This is a genomic window from Chitinimonas sp. BJB300 (genome assembly GCF_002735695.1).
In the GTDB taxonomy this organism is placed as follows: Bacteria; Pseudomonadota; Gammaproteobacteria; order Burkholderiales; family Chitinimonadaceae; genus Chitinimonas.
Genome location: NZ_PDZH01000029.1, coordinates 1 through 24649 on the forward strand (window position 1 = coordinate 1; position 24649 = coordinate 24649).

General features: G+C 54.0%; 26 protein-coding genes, 3 tRNA genes and 1 pseudogene. 19 read left to right on the top strand and 11 right to left on the bottom strand.

Annotated features, from left to right (window positions below):
• Positions 1 to 200 (top strand): annotated as a pseudogene (locus CSQ89_RS06880) (IS701 family transposase); the annotation flags it as partial.
• A gap of 2 nt (positions 201 to 202) precedes the next feature.
• On the opposite strand, the gene CSQ89_RS06885 reads toward CSQ89_RS06880, so the two are convergent.
• From CSQ89_RS06885 to CSQ89_RS06905, 5 genes are all read right to left on the bottom strand, one after another.
• Positions 203 to 523 carry a hypothetical protein gene (locus CSQ89_RS06885; protein WP_099405441.1) on the bottom strand — a complete coding sequence of 107 codons (321 nt, stop codon included), beginning with the start codon at positions 521 to 523 and terminating at the stop codon, positions 203 to 205.
• A complete protein-coding gene (locus CSQ89_RS06890) occupies positions 496 to 738 on the bottom strand; it encodes a hypothetical protein (protein WP_158228929.1) in 243 nt (80 codons plus the stop codon). The genes CSQ89_RS06885 and CSQ89_RS06890 overlap by 28 nt, the downstream gene beginning before the upstream one ends.
• A 117-nt stretch (positions 739 to 855) precedes the next feature.
• On the bottom strand, positions 856 to 2127 hold the full coding sequence (locus CSQ89_RS06895; protein WP_099405443.1) for an Hsp70 family protein: 1272 nt from the start codon (positions 2125 to 2127) through the stop codon (positions 856 to 858).
• Positions 2128 to 2272: 145 nt separating this feature from the next.
• Complete coding sequence (gene can / locus CSQ89_RS06900; protein ID WP_099405444.1) at positions 2273 to 2926, bottom strand: carbonate dehydratase; 654 nt, start codon at positions 2924 to 2926, stop codon at positions 2273 to 2275.
• Positions 2927 to 3012: 86 nt separating this feature from the next.
• Positions 3013 to 3384, bottom strand: a complete 372-nt coding sequence (locus tag CSQ89_RS06905) for a DUF2237 family protein (protein ID WP_099405445.1) — start codon at positions 3382 to 3384, stop codon at positions 3013 to 3015.
• A 139-nt stretch (positions 3385 to 3523) separates the two neighbouring features.
• Between CSQ89_RS06905 and CSQ89_RS06910 the strand changes: the two genes are divergently transcribed.
• Positions 3524 to 4744: an aminotransferase class I/II-fold pyridoxal phosphate-dependent enzyme gene (locus CSQ89_RS06910; RefSeq protein WP_099405446.1), complete on the top strand. Its 1221-nt coding sequence runs from the start codon at positions 3524 to 3526 to the stop codon at positions 4742 to 4744.
• Positions 4745 to 4939: 195 nt separating this feature from the next.
• Here the strand turns inward: CSQ89_RS06910 and CSQ89_RS06915 are convergent.
• The 3 genes from CSQ89_RS06915 to CSQ89_RS06925 all read right to left on the bottom strand — a co-directional run bounded on the left by CSQ89_RS06915 (position 4940) and on the right by CSQ89_RS06925 (position 5255).
• Positions 4940 to 5015, bottom strand: a tRNA-His gene (locus CSQ89_RS06915).
• A 56-nt stretch (positions 5016 to 5071) separates the two neighbouring features.
• Positions 5072 to 5148 (bottom strand) — tRNA-Arg (locus CSQ89_RS06920).
• A gap of 30 nt (positions 5149 to 5178) precedes the next feature.
• Positions 5179 to 5255, bottom strand: a tRNA-Pro gene (locus CSQ89_RS06925).
• A gap of 109 nt (positions 5256 to 5364) precedes the next feature.
• Between CSQ89_RS06925 and folD the strand changes: the two genes are divergently transcribed.
• The 8 genes from folD to CSQ89_RS06965 all read left to right on the top strand — a co-directional run bounded on the left by folD (position 5365) and on the right by CSQ89_RS06965 (position 11902).
• Positions 5365 to 6219 carry a bifunctional methylenetetrahydrofolate dehydrogenase/methenyltetrahydrofolate cyclohydrolase FolD gene (folD, locus tag CSQ89_RS06930; RefSeq protein WP_099405447.1) on the top strand — a complete coding sequence of 285 codons (855 nt, stop codon included), beginning with the start codon at positions 5365 to 5367 and terminating at the stop codon, positions 6217 to 6219.
• Between the two features lie 15 nt (positions 6220 to 6234).
• The gene (locus CSQ89_RS06935) at positions 6235 to 7260 is read left to right on the top strand and encodes a quinone-dependent dihydroorotate dehydrogenase (protein WP_099405448.1); all 1026 of its coding nucleotides are present in this window, start codon (positions 6235 to 6237) and stop codon (positions 7258 to 7260) included.
• A gap of 9 nt (positions 7261 to 7269) precedes the next feature.
• Positions 7270 to 7983 carry an RnfABCDGE type electron transport complex subunit B gene (locus tag CSQ89_RS06940; protein WP_099405449.1) on the top strand — a complete coding sequence of 238 codons (714 nt, stop codon included), beginning with the start codon at positions 7270 to 7272 and terminating at the stop codon, positions 7981 to 7983.
• Between the two features lie 72 nt (positions 7984 to 8055).
• Complete coding sequence (locus tag CSQ89_RS06945; protein WP_099405450.1) at positions 8056 to 8301, top strand: hypothetical protein; 246 nt, start codon at positions 8056 to 8058, stop codon at positions 8299 to 8301.
• A 56-nt stretch (positions 8302 to 8357) separates the two neighbouring features.
• Positions 8358 to 8732 carry a PilZ domain-containing protein gene (locus CSQ89_RS06950; protein ID WP_099405451.1) on the top strand — a complete coding sequence of 125 codons (375 nt, stop codon included), beginning with the start codon at positions 8358 to 8360 and terminating at the stop codon, positions 8730 to 8732.
• The gene (gene nth / locus CSQ89_RS06955) at positions 8729 to 9361 is read left to right on the top strand and encodes an endonuclease III (protein ID WP_186293332.1); all 633 of its coding nucleotides are present in this window, start codon (positions 8729 to 8731) and stop codon (positions 9359 to 9361) included. Before CSQ89_RS06950 ends, nth begins: the two co-directional genes overlap by 4 nt.
• 2 nt (positions 9362 to 9363) lie before the next feature.
• A complete protein-coding gene (gene ampD, locus CSQ89_RS06960; RefSeq protein WP_099405485.1) occupies positions 9364 to 9900 on the top strand; it encodes a 1,6-anhydro-N-acetylmuramyl-L-alanine amidase AmpD in 537 nt (178 codons plus the stop codon).
• Between the two features lie 109 nt (positions 9901 to 10009).
• Positions 10010 to 11902, top strand: coding sequence for a potassium transporter Kup (locus CSQ89_RS06965; RefSeq protein WP_099405453.1), 1893 nt, complete (start codon positions 10010 to 10012; stop codon positions 11900 to 11902).
• Between the two features lie 85 nt (positions 11903 to 11987).
• Here the strand turns inward: CSQ89_RS06965 and tal are convergent, their stop codons facing one another.
• The 3 genes from tal to phoB all read right to left on the bottom strand — a co-directional run bounded on the left by tal (position 11988) and on the right by phoB (position 15288).
• Positions 11988 to 13061 (bottom strand): transaldolase, encoded by a 1074-nt coding sequence (tal, locus tag CSQ89_RS06970; RefSeq protein ID WP_099405454.1) that lies wholly within the window; start codon positions 13059 to 13061, stop codon positions 11988 to 11990.
• A gap of 206 nt (positions 13062 to 13267) precedes the next feature.
• Positions 13268 to 14578 (bottom strand): phosphate regulon sensor histidine kinase PhoR, encoded by a 1311-nt coding sequence (gene phoR / locus CSQ89_RS06975; protein ID WP_099405455.1) that lies wholly within the window; start codon positions 14576 to 14578, stop codon positions 13268 to 13270.
• A gap of 23 nt (positions 14579 to 14601) precedes the next feature.
• Positions 14602 to 15288: a phosphate regulon transcriptional regulator PhoB gene (gene phoB, locus CSQ89_RS06980; RefSeq protein ID WP_099405456.1), complete on the bottom strand. Its 687-nt coding sequence runs from the start codon at positions 15286 to 15288 to the stop codon at positions 14602 to 14604.
• 188 nt (positions 15289 to 15476) lie between these two features.
• Here phoB and CSQ89_RS06985 point away from each other — a divergent pair, with 188 nt between their 5' ends.
• The 9 genes from CSQ89_RS06985 (at position 15477) to CSQ89_RS07025 (ending at position 24601) form a co-directional block, all read left to right on the top strand.
• Entirely contained in the window at positions 15477 to 15890 is a 414-nt protein-coding gene (locus CSQ89_RS06985; protein WP_308418125.1) for a DUF971 domain-containing protein, read from the top strand.
• 11 nt (positions 15891 to 15901) lie between these two features.
• Positions 15902 to 16639, top strand: coding sequence for a bifunctional demethylmenaquinone methyltransferase/2-methoxy-6-polyprenyl-1,4-benzoquinol methylase UbiE (gene ubiE, locus CSQ89_RS06990; RefSeq protein WP_099405457.1), 738 nt, complete (start codon positions 15902 to 15904; stop codon positions 16637 to 16639).
• Between the two features lie 9 nt (positions 16640 to 16648).
• Complete coding sequence (locus CSQ89_RS06995) at positions 16649 to 17344, top strand: zf-TFIIB domain-containing protein (protein ID WP_099405458.1); 696 nt, start codon at positions 16649 to 16651, stop codon at positions 17342 to 17344.
• Positions 17345 to 17648: 304 nt separating this feature from the next.
• Positions 17649 to 18272 (top strand): NYN domain-containing protein, encoded by a 624-nt coding sequence (locus tag CSQ89_RS07000; RefSeq protein WP_099405459.1) that lies wholly within the window; start codon positions 17649 to 17651, stop codon positions 18270 to 18272.
• A gap of 5 nt (positions 18273 to 18277) precedes the next feature.
• Positions 18278 to 18844 carry a ubiquinone biosynthesis accessory factor UbiJ gene (locus tag CSQ89_RS07005; protein ID WP_099405460.1) on the top strand — a complete coding sequence of 189 codons (567 nt, stop codon included), beginning with the start codon at positions 18278 to 18280 and terminating at the stop codon, positions 18842 to 18844.
• On the top strand, positions 18845 to 19555 hold the full coding sequence (locus CSQ89_RS07010) for an alanyl-tRNA editing protein (RefSeq protein ID WP_099405461.1): 711 nt from the start codon (positions 18845 to 18847) through the stop codon (positions 19553 to 19555).
• A gap of 30 nt (positions 19556 to 19585) precedes the next feature.
• On the top strand, positions 19586 to 21106 hold the full coding sequence (gene ubiB / locus CSQ89_RS07015) for a ubiquinone biosynthesis regulatory protein kinase UbiB (RefSeq protein WP_099405462.1): 1521 nt from the start codon (positions 19586 to 19588) through the stop codon (positions 21104 to 21106).
• Between the two features lie 230 nt (positions 21107 to 21336).
• Entirely contained in the window at positions 21337 to 24096 is a 2760-nt protein-coding gene (gene ppc / locus CSQ89_RS07020; RefSeq protein WP_099405463.1) for a phosphoenolpyruvate carboxylase, read from the top strand.
• Between the two features lie 10 nt (positions 24097 to 24106).
• Positions 24107 to 24601 carry a hypothetical protein gene (locus CSQ89_RS07025; protein WP_099405464.1) on the top strand — a complete coding sequence of 165 codons (495 nt, stop codon included), beginning with the start codon at positions 24107 to 24109 and terminating at the stop codon, positions 24599 to 24601.
• Positions 24602 to 24649 lie beyond the last annotated feature (48 nt).

A 24649-nucleotide genomic window follows, 5' to 3' on the forward strand; every position in this document is an offset into this window, starting at 1 on the left:
CCAGTCTGGCCAAGTCGCCTACGCGTACAGTTCGCACCCAAAGCAACCATGTGTTCATGACGATTTGCGCAGCCTTCAAACTTGAATGCCTGAGCATCAAGACGCAGAAGAACCCATTCGCACTTTGCCGCAAGTTACTGATCAACGCCTCCCGCGCGGCTTATGATCAGTTACAGCTGCTTCTCGCAGCTACTGCGTAACATCAGTTATAGGTTTCTTTTACATAGCGGCCGCTAACCCATACCGATGGCGTGATCGTATAGCCGGCTTCTAGGATCAGGCCGGTATTTGCCTTGAAGTTTGCGGTAGTGGAAGAGTAACCATCTTGCGAGATTTTGTACTTGGCGTTACCGGCATGTCGCAGACCTGCACCAAAGCGCCATTTTTCTACGCCGGTGTAGTAGAACACCAGTTCAAGGGGGGGGCGGTGGTAGGTGGTACTGCCATTTGAATAGCTATTGCCATCAGCATGGAAGTTGTAGGTCAATTGAGCCGCTACTGGCAGGGTGGCTGTCTGCGCCAAAATGCCAACACCTGCTGTACGAGACCACCTGCGCGGGTTTCGTCCTCGCCTCGGTTGGTCTGAACATTATTGATTTCGTCGCCGCCAACTGTCAGACCACCTTGCACAACAAAACGAATCTGTTTCGGGCTGGGGGTAGTGCTATCTGCCAGGGCTGGAAAGGCCAGGGCATAGATGCCAGCTAATTGAATGGCGCGAAACGGGGTGATACGCATAGCTACTTCCTTGACGATAAATAAAGCTGTCGGGCTCAATGGCGCCGACTTGGAATAAAGCCACGGGCGATTCACAGCCTGAATGGCTGCCAATGCTTCGTTGCTTGGGTATGGGGATCAACTGCCGTAGCGGCGCTGTGCTTCTACTGCCAGGCCTGCGCCGATGCTGCCGAACAGATCGCCCTCGACAGCGCGGGCAGCGGGTAAGAGCGCGGCAATACGTTGGCGCAATAGGGGTACGCCACTGGAACCACCGGTGAAAAACACGGTGTCGATTTGGTCAGCTGCCAGATTGGCATCCTGCAGTAGTTGACTGACAGTACGGGCAACACCATCGACGAGATGACTGACTGCAGTGTCAAAATCGCTGCGTTGGATCTCGTGGCAAAGACCTACGTGAATGCGATCCAGCGACAGCATCATGGACGGCGAGGAAGACAGGCCGATCTTTGCTTCTTCCGCTTGTAGTGCCAGCCAGTGGCCTTCGCGGTGTTCGATCAGACGTAATAGGCGGTCGAGTTTTTCCTTCTCCAGCGCGTCACGGTAAACCTCTTGCAACTCCATCCAGATCTTGCGGGTGTAGTTGAAATTGATGGTGTGCCATGTGGCCAGATTGAAGTAGTAGCTGGAGGGCACTTCCGAATTGTTTTGTAGCCGGGTCTTATAACCGAGCAACGGCATGATCGCATTCAGACTTAGGTACTTGTCGAAATCAGTACCACCAATATGAATGCCACCATTGGCTAAAAGATCATCCTGCCGGTCAGTGAGACGAGCACGCTGAGGCGACAACCTGACCAACGAGAAATCGGAAGTACCGCCGCCAATATCGACAATCAACACCAATTCTTCGCGGGTGATGTCCTGTTCGTAATGAAAAGCTGCCGCGATAGGTTCGAATTGGAAGCTGACCTCTTTGAAGCCGACAGCCAGCGCTGTCTCGGCCAGGGTGCGCTGGGCTTGCTGGTCGGCGGTTTCGTTATCGTCCACAAAATGGACTGGGCGACCGAATACCGCTGTATCAAAAGCGCGGTCAGCATTGTTTTCTGCGCGGCATTTCAGTTCGCCAATAAAGTGCGCCAATAATTCACGAAAGGGTAGGGCACGACCCATGACTTCAGTTTGGCCATCAATCAGGCTCGAACCCAGCAAGCTCTTCAGCGAACGCATCAACCTGCCTTCGTAGCCTTCCAGGTAGTCGTTCAAGCCGGCACGGCCATAACTGATCCTGTCTTCTTCCGCGTTGAAAAAGACCACTGAAGGCAGGGTTGCTTTACCATCTTCCAATGCCAGCAGGGCGGATTGACCAGGGCGTAGCCAGCCGGCAGTAGAATTGGATGTGCCAAAGTCGATGCCGCAGGCGCGGGCAGAAGAGGCGGGGGAGGGCATCGAAAAGAACTCCGACTGAGAGGGCAAAAGGGCGCGTGATCCTACGCAAGTCCCCTTATGCTGTCTAGTTAGGTAATATGGATCAGCGGCTTACCCCCTATCTAATGCTTGCTGCGCCTAAGCGATGCAGACTTTAGACAGGTTCTCAGTCGGTGTATTCGTTCTTCTTGAAATATTCTTTATATAGGTCGAGCAACGCTTCGGGGTGATGAATGCTCATCCCGAGGTCATTCAACAATCCATCGTTGATTCGATACGACCAGCCATGAACCGTTACTTCCTGGCCCCTGGCCCAGGCGTCTTGTACCACGGTAGTCTGGGTGGCGTTGACCACCTGCTCCACGATATTCAACTCGCACAACATGTCTGCGCGCATTTCCGGTGGGAATTTATCGAGCCAGCGCATATGTACGCGGCGGATATCCTGGATATGCCGCAGCCAATTGTCAGCCAAGCCGATACGTGTATCGTTCAGCGCGGCTCTTACCCCACCGCAGCCATAATGGCCGCAGACGATGATGTGCTTAACCTTCAGTACATCGACGCCGAATTGCAGGGTTGAAAGGCAGTTGAGGTCGGAGTGGACGATCAGGTTCGCCACATTGCGGTGGACAAAGACCTCGCCGGGAAGAAGGCCGATCAGTTCATTGGCGGGTACCCTGCTGTCGGCGCAGCCTATCCACATGTATTGCGGATTCTGCTGAAGCGAGAGTCGCTCGAAAAAATCCGGCCGTTCGGCTTTGATATCGGCTGACCATTGGCGGTTGTTGGCGAAGAGATGTTCTAGTTTGTGGGTCATAGCATTCTGCAAAAATGAGGCTGATGCGGTTGTGTTCGCTGAAGCGTGAAGGTGCCGTGACTTAATTTGAGTTGTCACAAATGTATTTAGGGGCGATCAAGCGCATGAGCAACGAGTGTTTCCAGTGAGACAAGTTCCAATACGTCCTCGTGCGTGGCAGCCAGCCGAATAGGGGCGGCGACACCTTCCAACAGCGCTTCTATCCAACGACCCGCACACAGACACCAGAAATTACCGGGTTCAAGTCCGCTAAACCCATATTCAGGCCGCGGTGTGACAAGGTCATTTCCCTGAGCAGTTGAGAAATTGAGAAAGGTTTGAGTAACCTGGACACAAACGGTGTGCCGGCCGGTATCGTCATGGCCAGTATTACAGCAGCCATCACGAAAGAAACCGATAAGCGGCTGCATGCTACAGCTAAGCAACGGCTGACCCAGTACATTGATGGAGGCTTGCATGCTGGCAACCTGTGAGTGGCGAAGGCGGTGATTATCCTCGTAGCGCCGTACTTAGGCCAAGGACTCAAACGCATAGCTGTGTAGTAAAATCACATCCACATCCTGCACGACCTCTCCCTTCAGTATCCCGGAATACATCATGAATCACGCAGAATCACTCGCTCAGTACCAGTCTTTCAAGCAGCAAGGCCTCAAGCTTGATATGTCACGTGGTAAGCCCGCCCCTGAACAGCTCGACTTGGCATTGCCGCTGCTTGATGCGGTAGATGGATATAAAGCTGCCGATGGAACTGATACCCGGAATTATGGCGGTGCTGTAGGTCTGCCGGAAGCGCGTGCGCTGTTCGCCAGTATTCTTGAGGTACCGGCGGGTCAGGTCGTAGTCGATGGCAATTCCAGTCTTGCGCTGATGCATGACAGTATCGTGTTTGGTCTGTTGTACGGTGTGCCTGGCAGTGCCAAGCCCTGGGGACAGCAAGGCCAAATCACCTTTTTGTGTCCAGTGCCTGGTTACGATCGGCATTTTGCTATCTGCGAAGCGTTGGGCATCAAGATGATCAATATCCCGATCAGCGACGCCGGCCCGGATATGGATTTGGTGGAAAAGCTGGTGGCTGAAGATGCCAGCATCAAGGGTATGTGGTGTGTGCCCAAGTACAGTAATCCGGGCGGTGTCGTGTATTCCGACGAAGTGGTGGCACGTTTGGCCGCAATGAGGACCGCTGCCGCAGACTTTCGGATTATCTGGGATGATGCCTACCGCGTGCACCATCTGAGCACTGACAATGTTCAGGTGGCTAATTTGATCGATGCTTGTGCCAAGGCTGGCAATGCTGACCGTGCATTGGTATTTGCCTCGACCAGTAAGATCACCTTGGCGGGAGCCGGTTTGGCTGCGCTGGCCTCTTCTGTGGCCAATATTGCGGCGTGGACCAAGGCGGTTTCTATTCGCACCATTGGTTCGGACAAGGTCAACCAACTGCGTCATGTCCGCTTCCTGAAGGATAAGGCAGGCGTCGAAGCGTTAATGGAACAGCACCGCCTGATTCTTAAGCCCAAGTTTGATGTCGTGCTGGCGCAGTTTGAGGCGTTGTTGAGTGATATCGAAGGCGTGAGCTGGACTTATCCGAAGGGGGGTTACTTCATTGACTTGCTTACCCCGCAAGGTAAAGCCAAGCGAACGGTGGAGTTGGCGAAGGAGGCCGGTATCACTTTGACGCCGGCTGGTGCGGCGTTCCCTTATGGCAAGGATCCAAGCGATCGACACATTCGAATTGCACCAAGCTTTCCTTCGCTGGGTGAAATCAAGGAAGCTGCACGCGGTATCGCGCTAGCTTTGCGCGTGGCCAACGGCGAATAATTGGATTTGTAGCCAAATTAAAGCCCCCAGCTTAAGCGCGGGGGCTTTTTTCTTTTCAAATGCTTTTGAATTTTTTCAAATGCTTTTGAATTTTTGAATGGATACGCAGCATAACGTAGCGTATTGCAGGCTTACGTATGGGTAGAGAAACAAAAAAGCCCAACAGTGTTGTTGGGCTAATGGAATGTACTTAAATGGGGTGGCTGATGGGACTCGAACCCACGACAACAGGAATCACAATCCTGGACTCTACCAACTGAGCTACAGCCACCACCGATAAATCGAGATGAGATTTTTACTGATTGCTGACCAGAACCGGAGTTGGTCTGGCGCGCCCGACAGGAATCGAACCTGTAACCTACGGCTTAGAAGGCCGTTGCTCTATCCGGTTGAGCTACGGGCGCATCTTCAATTCATACTGCCGGGAAAAACTATGGTCGGGGCGGTGGGATTCGAACTCACGACCACCTGGTCCCAAACCAGGTGCGCTACCGGGCTGCGCTACGCCCCGACGAGCCAGCAATAATATTGGCGACCGTAAGGACTGTCAAGTCTTTACTTGGGGTGCCGGGTGAAAAATGAGAGAATTCGTTTCTTTGAATTCCGTTTGGAGCTTGGGCATGAGCGCACAATTACTTGATGGCAAAATGATTTCTGCTGAAATTATCGCTGAAGTGGGCGAGAAGGTCGCAGTGCGGCTTGCCAGTGGTCGCCGTGCACCGGCTTTGGCTGTTGTGTTGGTGGGGGATGACCCCGCTTCGGCTGTTTATGTACGTAATAAGAAGCTGGCCTGCGAAAAGTCGGGCTTTCGCTCTTTGTCCTATGAGTTGCCGGCGACGTTGACCGAGCAAGCGCTCTTGGATTTGGTGCAGAAGCTGAATAATGATCCGGAGGTAGATGGCATCCTGGTACAGCTGCCGTTGCCTAAGCATATCAATGCTGAACTAGTCATTGAAACGATCAACCCGCTTAAGGATGTGGATGGGTTCCACCCTTATAATTTTGGCCGTCTGGCGCTGAAGATGCCGCTCTTGCGCCCTTGCACACCACATGGCGTGATGGTGATGTTGGAAAAGACCGGCGTTGACCTGGTTGGTAAGGATGCCGTGGTGGTGGGTGCGTCAAATATCGTAGGCCGTCCAGCGGCGCTTGAGCTCTTGCTGGCGCGCGCTACCGTTACGGTATGTCATAGTAAGACCCGCGATCTTGCCGAGAAAGTAAGGGCGGCTGATGTCGTGGTGGCGGGGGTAGGCATACCGAACTTTGTGAAGGGTGACTGGATCAAGCCGGGGGCCATCGTGATTGATGTGGGTATCAACCGGCTGGATAGCGGCAAACTATGCGGTGATGTGGAGTTTGATGTAGCGCGTGAGCGGGCCGGTTGGATTACTCCAGTACCCGGTGGCGTAGGCCCGATGACCATCGCCATGCTGATGCGTAATACGTTAGAAGCTTGCAGCAAACTGAATCCTTGAATCGAGATTTGACCCATGCTTTATCCATTGCTGCGCCCGTTATTGTTTTCGCTGGAGCCGGAGAAAGCCCATAAGCTGACATTTGCTGGTTTGGAAGCCTTGCATGCGCTTGGTTTTGCGACCGTGCTGGGTAGCCGGGAAGGTGAACTGCCTACGCAATGCATGGGGCTTCGCTTTCCTAATCCAGTAGGTGTATCTGCGGGCTTGGACAAGAATGGCGAACACATTGATGCGTTAGCTGATTTGGGATTTGGTTTCATTGAGATTGGTACTGTCACGCCACGCCCACAACCGGGCAATCCTTCTCCCCGTATGTTTCGGTTACCGGGAGCCGAGGGGATCATCAACCGGCTTGGTTTTAATAATGGTGGTCTTGATGCGCTGGTGAGCAATGTAGAGGCCAGCCAGTACAGTGGTGTGCTTGGCATCAATATTGGTAAAAATTTCGATACGCCGATTGAAAGTGCCAATGACGACTATCTGGCGTGCCTGACGCGGGTCTACCCCTATGCTAGCTATATTACGGTGAATATTTCTTCACCGAATACCAAAAATCTACGGCAGCTACAGCAAAGTGATGAGTTGGAGCGGTTGCTGTCGGTATTGAAGAATGAACAATCGCGTTTAGCTACGCAGCATGGCCGTTATGTGCCGCTTGCATTGAAGATAGCCCCGGACCTTGAGACGGACCAGATCCATGAGATTGCCCGTTTGCTGATCGAATACCGATTTGATGGTGTGATCGCGACCAACACAACGTTATCGCGCGTGGGGGTAGAGCATATTCGCCACGGTCAGGAGATGGGGGGGTTGTCTGGCACGCCGGTACGGGCAAAGTCTACGGTGGTGATTCGGGCATTGTCTGCCGCTTTGTCGGGGCGAGTGCCCATCATTGGTGTTGGCGGTATTCTTGAGGGGAGCCATGCTGCCGAGAAGATTGAAGCCGGTGCATCACTAATCCAGTTATATAGCGGTTTGATTTACCGGGGCCCAGGCTTGGTCGCTGAATCAATTCGCGCCATTGCCGAGTTGAAAGACTAAGTTCCAACCATGCAGGTATCGCTTGTAGCGCGTATTGACGCCATCTTGCCCCAAACTCAGTGTACCCATTGTGGTTACCCTGATTGCCATGGCTATGCCGAGGCCTTGGCGGATGGGCGCGCGGACATCGACCAATGCCCGCCGGGTGGTGATGCAGGCTTGGTCATGCTGGCACAGTTGCTGCAACGACCAATCAAGCCGATCAACCCAGCAAACGGGCAGCACAAGCCCCGGGTATTGGCGCTTATTGATGAATTGCACTGCATTGGTTGTACGCTTTGTATCCAGGCTTGTCCGGTGGATGCCATTGTCGGTGCGGTCAAACAGATGCATACCGTCATTGAGGCGGAATGTACGGGTTGCGAACTATGCTTACCGGCATGCCCTGTGGACTGTATCGACTTGAAGCCCGCTGTTGTTGTGCCTACGCAGTCTGTACAGCAGCAGGCAGAGGCCAGCCGTTGGCGGCGTCGACACCAGTTTCATTTGTTTCGCGTTGACCGCGATAAACGTGAACGGGCTGAACGACTCGCTGCGAAAGCGTTGGCCAAGAAGAATGATCCGCAGTTAGCGGTGAAGGAAAGCTACGCTAAGCTTGATACGGCGCTGGCTCCTCAGGCGATAATACCTTCGGAGACGGTGCCAGCGGTTGATGCAAAAGCAGTACGTATTGCAGAAATGATGGCGCGAGCAAAGCGCTTACGGGAGGGGCCTGCGCCCTGAACTCAGTTGACCTTGGTGTACCCAGGCTCGCAAAAGGGAGAGGGAAGCCAAGGCGCCGACCAAGGAGGAAGTATGGATTGGATTGGTAAAGCGGCTTATGCCATTGGCGCGATCTTATTTGTCGTGTTTCTAAAAAAAGGACAGTTTGGTTTGGCCTTCGGCATTATCTGTGTAGGTGTGATCGCTGGCGTGTTTGCTGTCTGGCGCTATATTCAGGCCGCTCGTGAGCGTGAAGAAGAGCAGTGGAAAGCGGATGTCACGATTCCGATGAAACTGCGTCGTCCAAAAGACGGCACAGCCAACAAGCAAAGCAAGTAGGCATTACGGCTCACCAATTTTTACTGGCTCAGTCATCTCAACTGTAGAGAGCACATGTGCAGCTTAATTACCGACTTCATGACCGGATTCGATACAAGACCTGGGTCAAGTTGGTGCCCATGCGTGGTGAGGGGCTGCTGAGTCACATCGAGGATATTTCCAGTGATGGACTGGGCGTGGAGCATGAACGCCCGCTGGATATTGATAGCGAGTGCCATCTTTACTTCATGCTGCCTTTGGCGGGGCGTGAGCACATTATTCAAGCGCGCTGCCGGGTTGCCAGCTGCTTTCCTGTCGAGGTACCAGGCCGTTATCATATTGGCCTTGCCTTTGAAAGTTTCGTCTCTGACCCGAGAGAGACTTCCGCCCTGATCGAAAGTTTTATTCAGCACAATATGCAACAGCCCGACCCATCCCAGGCCCCGCAGTGAACAAAGATAGCCGTCGCGAATTTTTTGAGCGCTTGCGGGCGCAAAACCCAGCGCCACGTACTGAATTGGAATACAGCAGTCCGTTCGAATTGTTGGTTGCCGTCGTACTCTCTGCGCAAGCCACCGATGTTGGCGTCAACAAGGCTACGCGCAAGCTCTATGCGGTGGCGAATACGCCCGCTGCCATTTATGCCTTGGGCCAGTCGGGTTTGGAAAGCTATATCGCCACCATTGGCTTGTTCCGCAGCAAAGCCAAGTATGTGATAGAGCTATGCCGGATGTTGATGGAGCTGCATGATGGCCAAGTCCCACAAACCCGTGAGGCACTGGAAGCGCTGCCCGGTGTGGGGCGCAAGACGGCCAATGTGGTGCTCAATACCGCGTTCGGCCAACCCACGATGGCGGTGGATACCCATATCTTCCGAGTTTCCAACCGTACGGGTCTTGCGCCGGGTAAGGATGTACGAGCGGTGGAGGACAAGCTGCTTAAGGTGATTCCGCCAGAGTTTATGCTTGATGCGCATCATTGGCTGATTTTGCATGGACGCTATGTTTGTAAAGCCCGCAAGCCTGCATGCCCTGCTTGTGTTGTTCGTGACTTGTGTGACTTCCGGGGCAAGACAGCATGAACATGGTTTTGTCCGCCGATGGCTGGCTTGCTTCCGTGCGGAGGGTGGACTCTCCAAATTGTGATGACCGGCCGGGAGGGCGGAAGCCCGATATGGTGGTCATCCACTCCATTTCATTGCCACCGGGCGAGTTTGGTGGCGATGGCGTAGAGCGGCTCTTTACGAATCGCTGTGATCCCAGTACGCATACCAGCTTTGCCGAGCTGCAACATGCTCGGGTCTCGGCACATTTTTTTGTGCGTCGCACCGGTGAAATTATTCAATTTGTATCCTGCAATGCGCGTGCGTGGCATGCGGGGGTGTCGCGCTGGCAGGGACGTGAAGGCTGCAATGACTTCTCTATTGGTATCGAATTGGAGGGCGGTGACGCGTGGCCCTATGAAGCAGAGCAGTACGCGATGTTGGATAGGCTGCTGAAGGTGATTCGGGCGCACTATCCTATTCAGCATCTGGTGGGGCACTGCCATATTGCGCCTGATCGCAAGACCGACCCTGGCCCATTGTTTGACTGGTCTCGCTACCCGGATGCGCTTGTATAAGGGTTTGTCTTATCTACACCCGTCCTCTATTGCAGCGCACCATATTGTTGCAGCAAGAGGACTATAATCCGCAGCCATGCCTCAAACTGGTTTATGAAAGCATTGATCAATGCACGCCAGCTCAAATCAAAGTGATCCCAAAAAGCTTGCCGGACTCACCCTGGCCGCGCTGGGTGTGGTGTATGGCGACATCGGCACCAGCCCGTTGTATGCCATGGCGGCGTGTTTCAACCCAGACCATGGGTTGGCAGCTACGCCAGACAATGTCTTTGGTATTCTGTCGCTGATCACCTGGGCATTGTTGTTGGTGATCTCACTGAAATACGTGCTGTTCATGCTCCGCGCCGACAATAACGGTGAGGGAGGCATCCTGGCCTTGATGGCGCTTGCGCTGCGCAATGCGAATCGGAAGCGCGGGCAATTTTCCATCTTTATTCTGTTGGGTATTTCAGGGGCCGCGCTGTTCTATGGTGATGGCGCGTTGACGCCTGCTATTTCTGTGCTCTCTGCAGTAGAGGGACTGAAGGTGATCGACCCGTCCTTTGGCCGCTTTGTGATTCCGCTCACCATGGTCATCATCTTTGGCATCTTCGCGGTGCAAAAGCATGGCACGGGTGGCGTCGGTAAATTCTTCGGGCCCGTCGTGGTGCTGTGGTTCGTCAGCCTTGGTGTGTTGGGGGTCAACAGTATCGCGAACAATCCATCGATACTGAAAGCGCTGTCACCCACCTATGCCGCGAGCTTCTTTCTGGCTCAGCCCATGCTGGCGTTTCTATCGCTGGGCTCGGTGGTGCTGGTGGTAACGGGTGGTGAAGCAATCTATGCCGACATGGGCCATTTTGGGCGCAAGCCGATCCAGATTGGTTGGTTTGCCTTGGTACTGCCAGGGCTGCTGCTCAATTATTATGGCCAGGGAGCCCTGATTTTGCAGGATCCGAGCGCGGCCAGTCACCCTTTCTTTCTGCTGGCTCCTGAACCCCTGGTATTGCCTTTGGTGATCCTTGCGACGGCAGCCACGGTGATTGCGTCGCAGGCGTTGATTTCCGGTGTTTTCTCCATCACCCGTCAAGCGGTGCAATTGGGCTATATGCCACGCATGAGTATTGTGCACACTTCCGATAATGAGATAGGCCAGATTTATGTGCCCAGTGTGAATTGGGCGCTGTGTGTGGCTGTGCTGGTGCTGGTGCTGAGCTTTAAGACTTCCGGGAATCTTGAAGCTGCTTATGGCTTTTCAATCTGCGGCATTATGGTAATGACGACGCTAACTGCGTTTGTGGCACTTAAAAAGCCGGATAATCCACGCCGAACCATGCTGATTCGCCTGTTACTATGCGGTTTTATCACTATCGACTTAGCCCTGTTGGCAGCGAATATTCCCAAGATTCCTGAAGGTGGCTGGTTTCCAGTTGCCGTTGGATTGGTGATGTTGCTGATGATGTTTACCTGGAAGCGTGGCCGCCGGGTGTTGTTCCACCGGATTCATGATGGTGAACTGCCGCTGGAGATTTTTGTTCAGAGCATTGAGGCTAGTCCACCGCATCGGGTGGAAGGCACCGCTATCTTTATGACGGGTAGCGTGGATACCACCCCGCATGCGCTTTTGCACAACCTCAAACACAACAAGGTGCTGCACGAGCAGGTGGTCTTTCTTACCATGCAGTCTACCGATATTCCCAAGGTGGAAGAAAAGCAGCGCATGAAGGTGGTGCGTCTTTCCGATTCGTTTTGGCAAATTATTGCGACGTATGGCTTTACGGAAGATCCTGCGGTGCCCGAAATATTGGCATTGGCCGAGCGTGACCATGGTCTGATTTGCGAGGAGATGACGACCTCGTTCTTCCTCTCGCGCGAGACTATTATCTGCGACAGAACATCTGATATGCCCTGGATACAGCTTCGTTTGTTTTCCTGGATGCAACGCAATGCCTCGCGTCCAACTGATTTCTACAAAATTCCGCCCAACCGGGTTGTGGAGATGGGAACGCAGGTAGAGATGTAAGAACCAGTTCAAATGGCGGTTGCGTCAATTAAAAAGCCGGATCATCTGATCCGGCTTTTTTCGAGGTTTTTTGGCTTGTTGCCGTTTAGGCCAGCAAGCTCAGTAGTTTGTCGAAGGCCTCGTCGAATAGCTTCAAGCCATCCACTTGCAGTTGTACAGCCGCAGCGTCCAGGTCGATGACCAAGCTGGCAAGCTTAGCCAAGGTTGCTTCGGCTTCTGCCACGCCTTGTGTGAGGCGCGCCTTGGCCGAACCATGATCGCGGAAAGCCGCCAGGGTGGCGTCGGGCAAGGTGTTGACGGTATCGGCACCAATCAGTTCGTCCACATACATGGTATCGGGGTAAGTTGGGTTCTTGGTACCCGTACTTGCCCACAACAGGCGCTGGATGTTGGCACCCGCAGCGCGTACGTCGGCGCATTCACTGCTATTCCAACGCTGCATCCAATGTGCATAGGCAACCCGTACCATGGCGATGGCAGTCTTACCCTTGAGTAGCAAGGCGTCGCCACCGATAGCATCAAGCTTGCCATCAATCAGCGAGTCCACACGCGAGAGGAACAGACTGGCCACCGAGTGGATATGGCGTACATCGCCACCTTTGGCGATGCGTTGGCGCAGGCCCGCTACATAAGCGTCAAACACCGCGTCGCAATGGGGTTTGCCAAACATCAGGGTAACGTTGACATTGATACCGGCTGCGATGGCAGCCGTAAAAGCAGGCAGACTCTCCGGCGTAGCTGGAATTTTGATCATGGCATTGGGCCGGCCGATGGCAGCCCATAAGCGCTTGGCGGCGTTTTCTGTGCCTGCTGCGTCTCGCGCCAAGTGGGGTGAAACCTCCAAGCTGACGTAACCATCCTGACCCATTGAATCGGCATAGGCTTGCTTGAATAGATCACAGGCGGCTTGCACGTCGGGCACCGCAAGGGCCTCGAAACGCTGTTCGGTAGTCAGGTTTTGGGTTTTAAGCTTGGCCAGGTCACTGGCATAGCCTGCGCCAGAGGAAATCGACTTTTGGAAGATGGCTGGGTTGGAAGTGACGCCAGCTAGGCCATCCTCCTCGATCAGTTTCTGCAGCGGGCCGGCCAGCAGTTCGCGTGAGAGATTGTCCAGCCAGATACGCTGGCCCAGTTGTTTGGCTTGTAGCAGGGGGTTCATGATCGTTCAACCACGTGAATCAGGGAAGAGTCCATGGTAGGTGAGGGCGGCGTCGCCTGGCAACAGATGTAACGGTATACGTCGGACTACAATTTCGATAATGCCGACCTACATCGAGCCATCGTTTGGGTTTGCGCCTCTTATCGTGCTTGCCGAGTTATAGGGAAAGCGTGCGTACTGGTCGGGCTGAGGGGCGTATTGCTGGCCTACTTGGCGAGGATTGCGTCTTCCATTTCCAAGAGCCGGTTGGCCGGGAAGACAATGGCAAAACAACTGCCAGCGCCGATCTCGCTCTTTACCTCAAGCTTGGCTTGGTGGCGCTGAGCAATATGTTTGACAATGGCAAGGCCCAGGCCGGTACCGCCCGTGGTGCGGGAACGCCCCCGGTCCACCCGGTAAAAGCGTTCGGTCAGGCGCGGAATATGTTGGGCCTCTACGCCCAGTCCAGTATCGGTGACAGAAAAGACCGGATAGCCATGTTCCAGTTGCCAACTTAACGTGATGTGGCCGCCATCGGGGGTATAGCGAACAGCATTGGAGACCAGATTGCCAAATGCGCTGTGCAACTCATCGTAATTACCCCGCACGCAAAGGTCGGTTTCCTTCATGACAGAAACCGTATGCCGTCCTTGTGACAAGCCCTCGGCATCGCTGGCAAGTTGCTGAAGCAGCGCAGGGGTGTCCACGCGTTCCTCCCGGCCCTCAACACCGTTTTCCAGTCGGGAAAGCGTCAGCAGATCTTCAACCAGCCGCTGCATGCGTTGTGTCTGCTCAAACATCAATTTCAGTTGGGCTTCACGTGTCGCCGCATCCAGTTCTGGCATATCCAGCAGTGTTTCCAGAAATCCACCAACGACGGTGAGTGGCGTGCGTAGCTCGTGGGAAACATTCGCCACGAAGTCCCGGTGTACAGTCTGGATACGCTCCAGTTGGGTGATGTCCCGGGTAAGCAGCAGTTTGCGCGTGCTATCGAATGGAACCAGCTGAAGGCTCAGCACAAAGTCATTGCCGGCTACATGGCGTAAGACGACTGGCTGGCTGTAGTCCTGATTGAGCAGGTATTGCTGGAATGCAGGCTGGCGGACGAGGTAGGCAATGTGTTGGCCCAGATCTTTCTTTCGATCAAGGCCCAAGTGTTGCATCGAACGTGGATTGCACCATTCGATCCGATCTTCCTCATCCATTACCACTACGCCCTCGGGCATGGCTTCGCCCGCTGCGACAAAGCGATCCAATGCAGCGGAAAGCATGCGCTGGTTTTTACCCTGCGCCCGGACCATGCGGTAGAGCTTGCTGTAGACCGCATCCCAACTGCCCATGGTTTCCGGTATGCTCTGGGGCGTTGGATCGTTTAGCCAGCGGTTGAGCCGATGCAAATTATATAGATGATAGGCGAGCATCCCGACTAGGCCGGCGATGATGACCAACAATGTGGTCGACCAACCGAAGAACGGTTGGAACAAAAGCCCCATTAGACTGATGCCAGCCAGGAGCAAGGCAGAGCGCCACAAAAGCATGAAAATTTAGTCCGGTCGTGTGCTTATTGGGCTGATAAGCGATAGCCGGTGCCGCGCACGGTTTGTATCAGGGCATCGTGGCCGGTTGACTCCAAGGCAGAGCGTAGACGGCGAATATGCACGTCCACCGTACGTTCTTCTACGAACACATGGTCTCCCCACACTTGATCAAGCAGTTGGGTGCGTGAGTGCACGCGTTCGGGGTGGGTCATGAAGAAATGCAGCAGGCGGAATTCTGTGGGGCCCAAGCCAAGTGGTGTGCCGTTACCTGCTACCCGGTGGGTGGCGGGGTCCAGTGTCAAGCCATTGACCTCTACGATATCGTCGGTAATCTGCGGGGCGCGTCGACGTAATACGGCTTTGATACGTGCTTGTAATTCACGCGGACTGAAGGGTTTGGTGATGTAGTCATCAGCCCCGGTTTCCAGACCGATGATCTTGTCGGCTTCTTCAGAACGCGCGGTCAGCATGATGACCGGTACCTGGCGGGTGCGTTCATCCGCGCGTAGTTTGCGAGAAAATTCGATGCCGCTCATGCCGGGCAGCATCCAGTCGAGTAATACCAGGTCGGGCAGGGCGTTCTTCACCAAATTCATGCCGGCTTCGGCAGAGTCGGCGCGTAACACGTGGTGGCCGGCCTGCTGCAAGTTAAATGCAATCAGTTCCTGGATCGCGGGTTCGTCTTCAACAAGCAGAATATTTGCTGGCATGACTAAGGGGCCTTTGGGCTAGGTGTTAGCAAACGGGGTAAAGATAGGCGAAGTTTGCTGTTCTTTGCCGAGAGCTTAAGTACTTAGCATGACCGAAATATTACAAGTCTGCCAAAATCGCGTTTTTGTATCGGTATTGCGAGCGATTCGTCGGCTAGTCGGGTCCAGGAGGGGTGGCTCACTGTATCATGTCGGGCTTGATTGTTTGGCGGACCAGTATGGCAGGCCTTAGTTCCAATACTCCCCTCCCCGTCGATATTACCCTGCACAGCGTTAGCCGCATGTTGGAGGTCAAGTTCGACGATGGTGCGCAATTCAAGTTGCCATGTGAATACCTGCGGGTATTCAGCCCATCGGCAGAAGTGCGCGGCCATGGTGGGCCAATGAAAACAATCCCGGGCAAGCAAGCCGTGAATATTATTGCCATCGAACCGGTCGGGCATTACGCAGTCAAACTCGTGTTTAGCGACGGGCATGACAGCGGTCTTTTTGGCTGGGATGTCCTGTATGCCTTAGGAATGGAGCACGCAGTCAACTGGCAGGATTATTTGAATCGGCTTGCTGCATCGGGCTTTAGCCGCGATGCGGATCAACCAGAGTGAATAGAATCGGCATGAGCGAAAACACTACCCATTTTGGCTACAAGACAGTTGCCGAGTCGCAGAAGTCGCAGAAGGTTGCTGAAGTCTTCCACTCGGTGGCGCAGAAGTACGATGTAATGAATGACTTGATGTCGGTGGGTCTGCACCGGGTGTGGAAAGCATTCACGTTTACCCAGAGTGGTGTGCGTGAAGGCGCCAAGGTGCTTGATATTGCCGGAGGTACGGGTGACCTATCGCTAGCTTTTGCCAAGCGTGCCGGCAAGACGGGACAGGTTTGGCTGACTGATATTAATAGCTCCATGCTCACCGTGGGACGGGACCGCTTGCTGGACAAGGGTTTTATGTTGCCTGTCGCCCAGTGTGATGCAGAGAAACTACCGTTTCCGAGTCATTATTTCGATTGCGTCAGCGTGGCCTTCGGGTTGCGGAACATGACCCATAAAGATGCTGCCTTGACTGAAATGTTCCGGGTGCTCAAGCCGGGCGGACGGTTACTGGTGCTGGAATTTTCCAAGGTGGCAAAGCCACTGGCGCCGATCTACGACTTTTACTCCTTTAGCCTTTTACCCAAGATGGGTGAGCTGGTCGCCAATGACGCTGCAAGCTATCAGTACTTGGCGGAGTCGATCCGTATGCATCCTGGCCAGGAGGAATTGGCCCAAATGATGCGAGATGTTGGTTTTGAACGTGTTGACTACCATAACCTGACTGCGGGCGTGGTTGCCTTGCACAAGGGCTTCAAGATATAGGAAATAGATATGCCAGCTTGTCCAAATTGTCGTGTGCCAATGAAGATAGAGCACTACGCCAGCAAAAATGGTGGCGAGCTGGAGTTGGATATTTGCTTTGATTGCCAGTTGATCTGGTTCGATCAATACGAAAGTGCGCAATTAACGGCGGCCGCCGTAGTAGGTTTGTTTGATCGCTTGCATGCGCAGCACGAAAAGGCGAGTCGGCACGTAACATTGAGCATTAAGCTCGGTTGCCTGCGGTGTAACGATACGTTATTGTCGACACAGGATGTGGCCCGTGGCAATCACTTCTCTTACTACCGTTGCGCGAGTGGTCACGGTCGCTTGATCACTTTTTGGCACTTTCTCAAGGAGAAGCAGTTTGTCCGCGACCTGACGGAAGTGGAGCGCAAGCAGTTGGCGGTGAAGGTAGCTCAGATCAGGTGCAACAGCTGTGGCGCACAGGTGGATGTTCGCAACCACAGTGCCTGCAACTACTGTCGCGCGCCTTTTGCCGTTTTGGACCGGGAGGCGGTTGCCAAGGCATTAAGTGAGTATCGTCAAGGTGTTGCGGCTGACCGGCCGATTCAGGTTGGCGACGAAATTATTGCACGTGAGCGAATTAGTGAAGCAAACAAGCGTTCAGAAGCTAATGATGAATTACAAAACAATGTCTTTTGGGGTATGGCGGCGATAGACTTGCTATTCCGTCTGTTGCGTTGAGTGTTTGAGGGGGATTTTGATTTAAAACTAGATTATGTATTCTATATTTTTGGGGCAAAAATAAATTTGATTACAATTTTCTAAGCCATAAGACTGGAAAGTCGAATAGAATTTCCAATTCGACGCCAATTAAATGGCAAAGAGTGTGCCTATTTAATCGTTTGCAAATGTAGTTGTTACAACGGTATCGCCCATAGTGGCCGAACTGGATAAGGACGTTAGTACGTCAGTTGTGCACGACCGCAGGTGGGACCAGGTCGATGAAAATGATTTCATACCTTAATTTATTCATGAAAGTAGCAAGATGACTATCGGATTATTTATCGACGGTGCGTATGCCTATAAGGCATTCGGCCGCGAAAAGATCAACTATCTGGAACTCAGAAGGTTGATCGAAGATGAGTTGGGCGATGAGGTGGATGAAGGCTACTTTTTTAATGCTGATGACAACCAGGCCATGTCTTCCAAGTTGCACAATGCGTTGTCCTTTCCCTACCCAAAGGGGCCAGGCCTTCGCGTGAAGAACTACTGGCTGCAGAAAAAACAGCTCTATTGGCCTAACCACCTTGGCGGTGGCCCGGTCATCCATCCTGATCAATCTCATATCAACTACGAAATCACGACTCAGAAGGCAGTGGATGTGGGTTTGGTCTATCACATGACCCGCTCCTTCCATAAGCGCAAATGGACCAAGCTTGCATTGTTTGCAGGCGATGGTGATTTTCATGAGCCGGTGCAGAATCTGGTTGAATATGAGAATGTCGATCTCTACCTTATCGGCTCTCTGAACAGTATTGCTGACGTGCTGCGTCCCTATGCCCGTCGCATTATTGAAGTGGATGTTGAGCCTGTTCGCAGCCGCTTGCGTTTTGTGGACCGGTGGCGTGAAGGTCATGTTGAGCGTTACAGCGACGAACAACCGGTTTAGTTGGGATGCTTGGTCGGGCGGTTCTCAACCATCTCTTATTGCAGCGGGCGGATTTGCGAGAAGCATTGGCTCCCTATGCTGGGCAAAGTGCTCGACTTAGTGTTCCGCCGTTCCGTCTTGATTTCACCATTGGTAGCGACAGCCTCTTGCATGCCGCGACGGGTGAGCCTGCGGCGAGCATCCTCATTCCACCCTGGGTATTGCCCAGGCTGGCCTTGCGTGATCCGGCGGCTGAAAGAGCGCTGCAAATAAGTGGTGATATACAGATGGCCGGTGCATTGGGCCGCGTCCTCCAAGCGCTCGACTGGGATGCAGAGGCGGATCTTGCCCGGCTTGTGGGTGATATTCCAGCGCATCGTTTGGCTGAAACAGCGCGCAATGTGATAGGGGACCCGCGTGCTATCGCGCTTAATTTGGCCGAAACCACGGTTGAATATTTGCAGGAAGAAGCCCGTTTGCTCGTGGCACGTCCTTCAGTAGACCAGTTTGTAGGGCAGGTCGATACCTTACGCGACGATATGGCCCGCCTGACCAAGCGGCTGGCCCGACTAGAAAATGGAGACAAACCATAAATGAGCGCGCTGCTGTTTCGTGAAGATGCGTATTTGCAAAGTTGCACGGCCAGCGTCACCGCAGTTGATGTGCGTGGTATTCAATTTGATCGCACTGTGTTTTACCCAAATGGTGGGGGCCAACCCGGCGATGTAGGTAGTCTACAGCGAGAGGATGGTAGTAACCTCGCTATTGTTAATACCATCAAGGGTGATGCGCCGGATGAGGTGTTGCATGTCCTGGCTGATGGCGTTGAACAGCCCGCAGTGGGTGAGACAGTGCGATTGCAGCTCGATTGGGATCGTCGCTATGCCCATATGCGTTATCACACAGCCTTGCATCTGCTTTGTGCTGTCGTGGCTGCGCCGGTTACTGGTGGCCAAGTTGCGCAGGACAAAGCCCGGCTGGATTTCGCCGTTGATATGGACGCGTTGAACAAAGATGCCATCGAAACAGGGTTGAATGCCTTTGTTGCTGCGGGCCATGCGGTTGATCAGCGTTGGATCAGTGATGCGGAGCTTGATGCGCAGCCGGAGCTGATCAAGACCATGTCTGTCTCACCGCCTCGCGGTGCAGGTGAGGTCCGGTTGATTGAAGTGGCGGGAACTGACCTGCAACCCTGCGGCGGTACCCATGTATGCAACACCGCCGAGATTGGCCGCTTGGTGGTGCAGAAAATCAAATCCGAAGGTAAACAGAACAAACGCGTCATCATCGCTTTCGCCGCCTAACCTTGGACTGGCCCCTACGGCCACTCGCCCATGTTTCTTTTCCGCTTGTTCAAAATTATCCGTGTCGTGTTTGCCTATGGTCTGGATGAGTTCATCCTGGGCCACGAGCGTGTGCGTGGGTTGGAGCGGTTCGTCAGTATCGTGCTGTTTTGGCGCCGATTCGATACCCCTCGGGCAGTGCGGTTGCGGTTGGCGATGGAAAAGCTGGGACCGATTTTTGTCAAATTCGGGCAGGTGCTGTCTACACGGCGTGATCTGTTGCCGGTGGACCTGGCCGATGAATTGGCGCGCTTGCAGGATAAGGTGCCGCCATTCGACTCCGACCTTGCGGCGAAGATCATCCAGCAAAGCCTTGGGCGAATACCCGAGCAGTTGTTCCGCCGGTTCGATACCCAGCCTGTTGCCTCGGCTTCTGTGGCGCAGGTTCATTATGCGGAAATGCATGATGGCCGGCGTGTCGCGGTCAAGGTATTGCGCCCGGCAATCCGTCCAATCATCGAGATGGATATGGCCTTGCTTAAAGTCATGGCCTGGTTGGTGGAAAAGTTGTTTGCCGATGGTAAGCGGCTAAGACCTCGTGAAGTGGTGGCCGAGTTCGACCGCTATCTGCACGATGAGCTGGACCTGCAACTGGAAGCCGCTAATGCTAGCCAACTGAGACGTAATTTCCTTAACAGCAATATGTTGCTGGTGCCAGAAGTATTTTGGGATTACACCAGCCGTGATGTGATGGTGATGGAGTGGATGGAAGGCACCCCCATCTCCCAGGTCGAGAAACTGCGGGCTGATGGCATTGACCTGAAAAAGCTCGGTCGCTATGGCGTGGAGATTTTCTTCACGCAGGTATTTCGCGATGGTTTTTTCCATGCCGATATGCACCCAGGCAATATCTTTGTCTCCTCTGACAATCGCTATATCGCGCTCGATTTCGGCATTATCGGCAGCCTCGCTGATGAAGATCGCCGCTATTTGGCAATCAACTTCCTCGCGTTCTTTCAGCGGGACTACAAGCGCGTTGCACTTACTCACATTGAATCAGGCTGGGTGCCCAAGGAAACCAAGGTCGGCGAGCTGGAAGCCGCCATCCGCACGGTTTGTGAGCCCATCTTCGATAAGCCCATCAGTCAAATCTCCTTGGGTCAGGTTCTGTTACGCCTGTTTGAAATCTCGCGTCGATTCAATGTCGAGATTCAGCCGCAACTCGTGTTGTTGCAAAAAACCCTTTTGAATATCGAGGGGCTTGGGCGTCAGCTTGATCCTGACCTGGATCTTTGGGCAACGGCCATGCCATTTCTTGAGCGTTGGATGAATGAGCAGATTGGCTGGCGGGCACTGGTACGTCAGATCAAGCGTGAAGCCCCCTACTGGGCCGAGTCGCTCCCCTTGCTCCCGCGCGCGCTTGTCACCTTGGCAGACCCTGCTCGTCAGGCAAAGCAGCAGGAAGCTAGTGCACAGCTGATCGAGCTGCATCGATTACGCAATGAATGGTTGGCCGTGATCGCTGGCCTGCTGATGGCGATATTGGTTGTCCTGGCCATTGTGCTGCGCTGACTAATCTATCTTCTTTACCCTTACGCTAGCGCTTTGAGTAGTTTCCACGCCATCTGGCTGAACCCCGTTCAGTACCGATGCCATCTATATTGGTAGCGGGAAACGCTGCGATTTCGTGAACTGGTTTGTGAGCAAGAGCTTCTATGTAGCGTGGTTGTCATTCCCTACGCGCAGTGACTCCGCTACATTGGGTGATACACCGCTGCGCTCAATCCGATAAGAGATATGTCATGACCCTCTACGACAACGCTACCTCCAAGGACCTGCCGCTGGAGCGGGATCTTGACCTTCTGGCGAGGCTGCTGGCCGATACGATTCGCCACGAAGCCGGTGAGGATACCCTTAAGCAGATTGAAGCAATACGCGAATTAGCGGTGCGTTTCGTTTGGGAGGCTGACTCCACTGCGGCAGACGAATTGACGGCGACGCTGGCTAATCTGAGCCACGACAACACTGTCGCCTTGGCGCGCGCATTCAGCTATTTTTCGCATCTTTCCAATATTGCTGAAGACCTGCATCACAATCGCCGCCGGCGTTACCACCGTATCCAGGGCAGCAAGGCACAGCGCGGGAGTTTGGCGCACTCATTGGAAGAGCTGACAACGCGTGGGGTGTCTCCCGAAGCCATCAAGAATATGGTGGCATCTACCTTGATAGCACCGGTGTTGACAGCCCACCCGACCGAGGTGCAGCGTAAGACCTTGCTCGATTGCGAGCGCACTATCGCCCGTACTTTGCGTATGCGCGATAGAGAAGCCCTGACGCAGGAGGAGCTGGAAGAGAACGATGCGGCACTACAGCGCGTTGTATTGACGCTCTGGCAAACCCGGGAAATCCGGGCCTTCAAGCTGTCGGTGAAAGATGAGATTGAAAACGGGCTCAGTTACTTTCGTTCCACCTTTCTCAAGCAGCTGCCACGTATCTATATCGAGCTCGAAGATCGTCTGACCAAGCTGACCGGCAAAGAGGTGCAGCTGCCCACCTTTATGCATGTCGGTTGTTGGATTGGCGGCGATCGTGACGGTAACCCCTTCGTGATGCCCGAGGTAACCCTGCACGCGGTGGCCCGTCAAGCCGCGGTGGCATTCGACTTTTATTTTGAAGAGTCCACCAAGCTTGAAGGCGAGTTGAGTTTATCTTCACGCATGGTGGAAGTGAGCGAAGCCGTGCGTGATATTGCCCAACGCTCACCCAACCAGCCTGCAAGCCGTGCGGAAGAGCCCTATCGTCAAGCCATGGCAGCAATTCGCCAGCGCATTTTGGCGACGGCGCATGTGCTGGGTAAATTCCGGGCCTATATCCTGCCATTTGAAGGTGCGGCTCCCTACGGCAGCGCAAAAGAACTGGGAGATGACCTGCGTGCTGTCAGTAATTCATTGGCTAGCCATGGCTCGGCCATTCTGGCTAGTGGCCGCCTGCGTCGGTTGATCCGGGCTGTCGATGTGTTTGGTTTTCACCTTGCGCCGCTCGATATGCGGCAGCACAGCAACGTGCATGAAAAGGTGGTGGCCGAACTGTTCCAAAAAGCCGGCCTTGAAGATTACATGGTGTTGAATGAGACAGAACGCCGTGCTGCTTTGCTTCGTGAGCTTGCCAGTGCCCGCCTGTTGGTCACAACGTATGTGGAATACAGCGAAGAGAGCGCCAAGGAACTGGCTATCTATCGCACCGCGGCCGAAGTGCAGCAGAAGTATGGCGTGGCCGCGCTGCCCAACTACATCATTTCGAATGCGCAAAGCGTATCCGACCTTCTGGAAGTAGCGGTGTTGCTCAAAGAGGTGGGTTTGATCGCCCTCTCGCCCAAGCCGCATGCAGCCATCAATATCATCCCCTTGTTCGAGACGATTCCCGACCTGCGCGGCAGTGATGAGATTGTGCGGGAGCTTTTTGCTTTGCCACAGTGGATGCAGTTGGTGGCACAGCGCCAGGGCGTGCAGGAGATCATGCTCGGGTATTCCGACAGTAACAAGGATGGCGGTTACCTGACTTCGAACTGGGAGCTTTACAAAGCCGAGGTCAAGTTGGTGGATGTTTTCCACCAGGCCGGTGTGAAGCTGCGTTTGTTTCATGGTCGCGGCGGCTCGGTGGGCCGTGGTGGTGGCCCTAGTTATGAGGCCATTCTCGCCCAGCCGGCGGGGTCGGTGGCGGGGCAGATTCGAATTACCGAGCAAGGCGAAATCATTGCCGCCAAGTATTCCGATGCCGAAGTGGGGCGGCGCAATCTTGAAACCCTGCTTGCCGCCACCTTGAGCGCCAGCTTCCCCGGCACCAAGGCATTGGATGCCGATACCCCTGCGCGTTTGGCATTGATGGAAAAGCTGTCTGACATTGCCTATCGCGAGTATCGCGATCTGGTCTATGCCACACCTGATTTTATTACCTATTTCCGCGAGGCGACGCCGATTTCGGAAATTGCCAAGCTCAACATCGGCAGCCGGCCGGCAGCGCGTAAGGCTACTAACAGCATTGCCGATTTACGCGCGATTCCCTGGGTGTTCTCCTGGGCGCAAAACCGCTTGATGCTGCCCGGTTGGTATGGATTTGGTACCGCGATTGCTGCGTACCGTGAAGAGAAGGGCGAGGCAGCCATTGAAGAGCTGGCGGGGCTTTACCGTGACTGGCCATTCTTTCGCACAACGATCAGCAATATGGAGATGGTGCTGGCCAAGAGCGATGTCCATTTGGCGAGGCGATATGCGGGTCTGGTCAAGGATGCGGACATCGCACAACGTATATTCGGACGTATCAAAGCCGAGTGGCGGAGGTCGGTGGATGCAGTGTTGGAAATTACGGGCCACAAAGAATTACTCGGCGACAATCCGTTACTGGCGCGCAGCCTGAAGAACCGTCTACCTTATCTGGATCCGCTCAACCATCTGCAAGTCGACCTGCTCAAGCGCTTCCGCGAGGGGGATGAGAGCGAAGACGTGCTGTATGCGATCCACCTCACTATCAACGGCGTTGCTGCGGGCCTGCGTAATAGTGGCTGACGAGTTAGCTATGAGTTTGTCCCGCTATCTAGTCGGTTTGTTTGCCTTGGGTTTAGCGGGTCAGGCCTATGCGCTGCCTATCGATTTCAACGACAAGGTTGAGGCTGCCCTGCTTTGCCGTTCTGATTGGAGCACGGTTTTCTGGCATGACTACTTCAATCGGAATTTACAGACGTCGATTCGCGACTGGGGCGAGGCACGTTGGTGGGGATCGCAGAACGCCCGTTTGGGTGGCGCCAACACCATCGAAATGTTCGCCAACCTCGATACCAGTTCAGCGTTGATGATAGGCACATTGATTGACCAACCCGTTGAAGAGGTGAAACGGGTGGTGGAAGAGACATTGAAAGTGGAATTCAAGCCGGTACAGACCCTTTATGGGTTGCGTTACGTGACGGATACGCTGAGCGTGCTGACGGGGCTCAGTAACCAAAAGACCAAGTGGTACTGCGCCCGTTGGAACATGGGGAATCGGGAGAGGGTGAAGCCGATGACACCGAATTGATGTCCTAACCGCACTGTTTGAATTGCCCAAAAAACCAAGCCGCCCTGA

Excerpts from the sequence above, each read along its gene's own strand:
- CSQ89_RS06890 (WP_158228929.1), bottom strand. The coding sequence starts at position 738 with ATGCGTATCACCCCGTTTCGCGCCATTCAATTAGCTGGCATCTATGCC.
- CSQ89_RS06905 (WP_099405445.1), bottom strand. The coding sequence starts at position 3,384 with ATGCAAGCCTCCATCAATGTACTGGGTCAGCCGTTGCTTAGCTGTAGC.
- CSQ89_RS07010 (WP_099405461.1), top strand. The coding sequence starts at position 18,845 with ATGAGCGCGCTGCTGTTTCGTGAAGATGCGTATTTGCAAAGTTGCACG.
- phoB (WP_099405456.1), bottom strand. The coding sequence starts at position 15,288 with ATGCCAGCAAATATTCTGCTTGTTGAAGACGAACCCGCGATCCAGGAA.
- ubiE (WP_099405457.1), top strand. The coding sequence starts at position 15,902 with ATGAGCGAAAACACTACCCATTTTGGCTACAAGACAGTTGCCGAGTCG.
- CSQ89_RS06985 (WP_308418125.1), top strand. The coding sequence starts at position 15,477 with ATGTCGGGCTTGATTGTTTGGCGGACCAGTATGGCAGGCCTTAGTTCC.
- can (WP_099405444.1), bottom strand. The coding sequence starts at position 2,926 with ATGACCCACAAACTAGAACATCTCTTCGCCAACAACCGCCAATGGTCA.
- tal (WP_099405454.1), bottom strand. The coding sequence starts at position 13,061 with ATGAACCCCCTGCTACAAGCCAAACAACTGGGCCAGCGTATCTGGCTG.
- CSQ89_RS06910 (WP_099405446.1), top strand. The coding sequence starts at position 3,524 with ATGAATCACGCAGAATCACTCGCTCAGTACCAGTCTTTCAAGCAGCAA.
- ubiB (WP_099405462.1), top strand. The coding sequence starts at position 19,586 with ATGTTTCTTTTCCGCTTGTTCAAAATTATCCGTGTCGTGTTTGCCTAT.
- CSQ89_RS06935 (WP_099405448.1), top strand. The coding sequence starts at position 6,235 with ATGCTTTATCCATTGCTGCGCCCGTTATTGTTTTCGCTGGAGCCGGAG.
- ppc (WP_099405463.1), top strand. The coding sequence starts at position 21,337 with ATGACCCTCTACGACAACGCTACCTCCAAGGACCTGCCGCTGGAGCGG.
- CSQ89_RS07025 (WP_099405464.1), top strand. The coding sequence starts at position 24,107 with ATGAGTTTGTCCCGCTATCTAGTCGGTTTGTTTGCCTTGGGTTTAGCG.
- CSQ89_RS06965 (WP_099405453.1), top strand. The coding sequence starts at position 10,010 with ATGCACGCCAGCTCAAATCAAAGTGATCCCAAAAAGCTTGCCGGACTC.
- CSQ89_RS06945 (WP_099405450.1), top strand. The coding sequence starts at position 8,056 with ATGGATTGGATTGGTAAAGCGGCTTATGCCATTGGCGCGATCTTATTT.
- ampD (WP_099405485.1), top strand. The coding sequence starts at position 9,364 with ATGGTTTTGTCCGCCGATGGCTGGCTTGCTTCCGTGCGGAGGGTGGAC.
- phoR (WP_099405455.1), bottom strand. The coding sequence starts at position 14,578 with ATGCTTTTGTGGCGCTCTGCCTTGCTCCTGGCTGGCATCAGTCTAATG.
- CSQ89_RS06940 (WP_099405449.1), top strand. The coding sequence starts at position 7,270 with ATGCAGGTATCGCTTGTAGCGCGTATTGACGCCATCTTGCCCCAAACT.
- CSQ89_RS06895 (WP_099405443.1), bottom strand. The coding sequence starts at position 2,127 with ATGCCCTCCCCCGCCTCTTCTGCCCGCGCCTGCGGCATCGACTTTGGC.
- CSQ89_RS06995 (WP_099405458.1), top strand. The coding sequence starts at position 16,649 with ATGCCAGCTTGTCCAAATTGTCGTGTGCCAATGAAGATAGAGCACTAC.
- CSQ89_RS07000 (WP_099405459.1), top strand. The coding sequence starts at position 17,649 with ATGACTATCGGATTATTTATCGACGGTGCGTATGCCTATAAGGCATTC.
- CSQ89_RS07005 (WP_099405460.1), top strand. The coding sequence starts at position 18,278 with ATGCTTGGTCGGGCGGTTCTCAACCATCTCTTATTGCAGCGGGCGGAT.
- folD (WP_099405447.1), top strand. The coding sequence starts at position 5,365 with ATGAGCGCACAATTACTTGATGGCAAAATGATTTCTGCTGAAATTATC.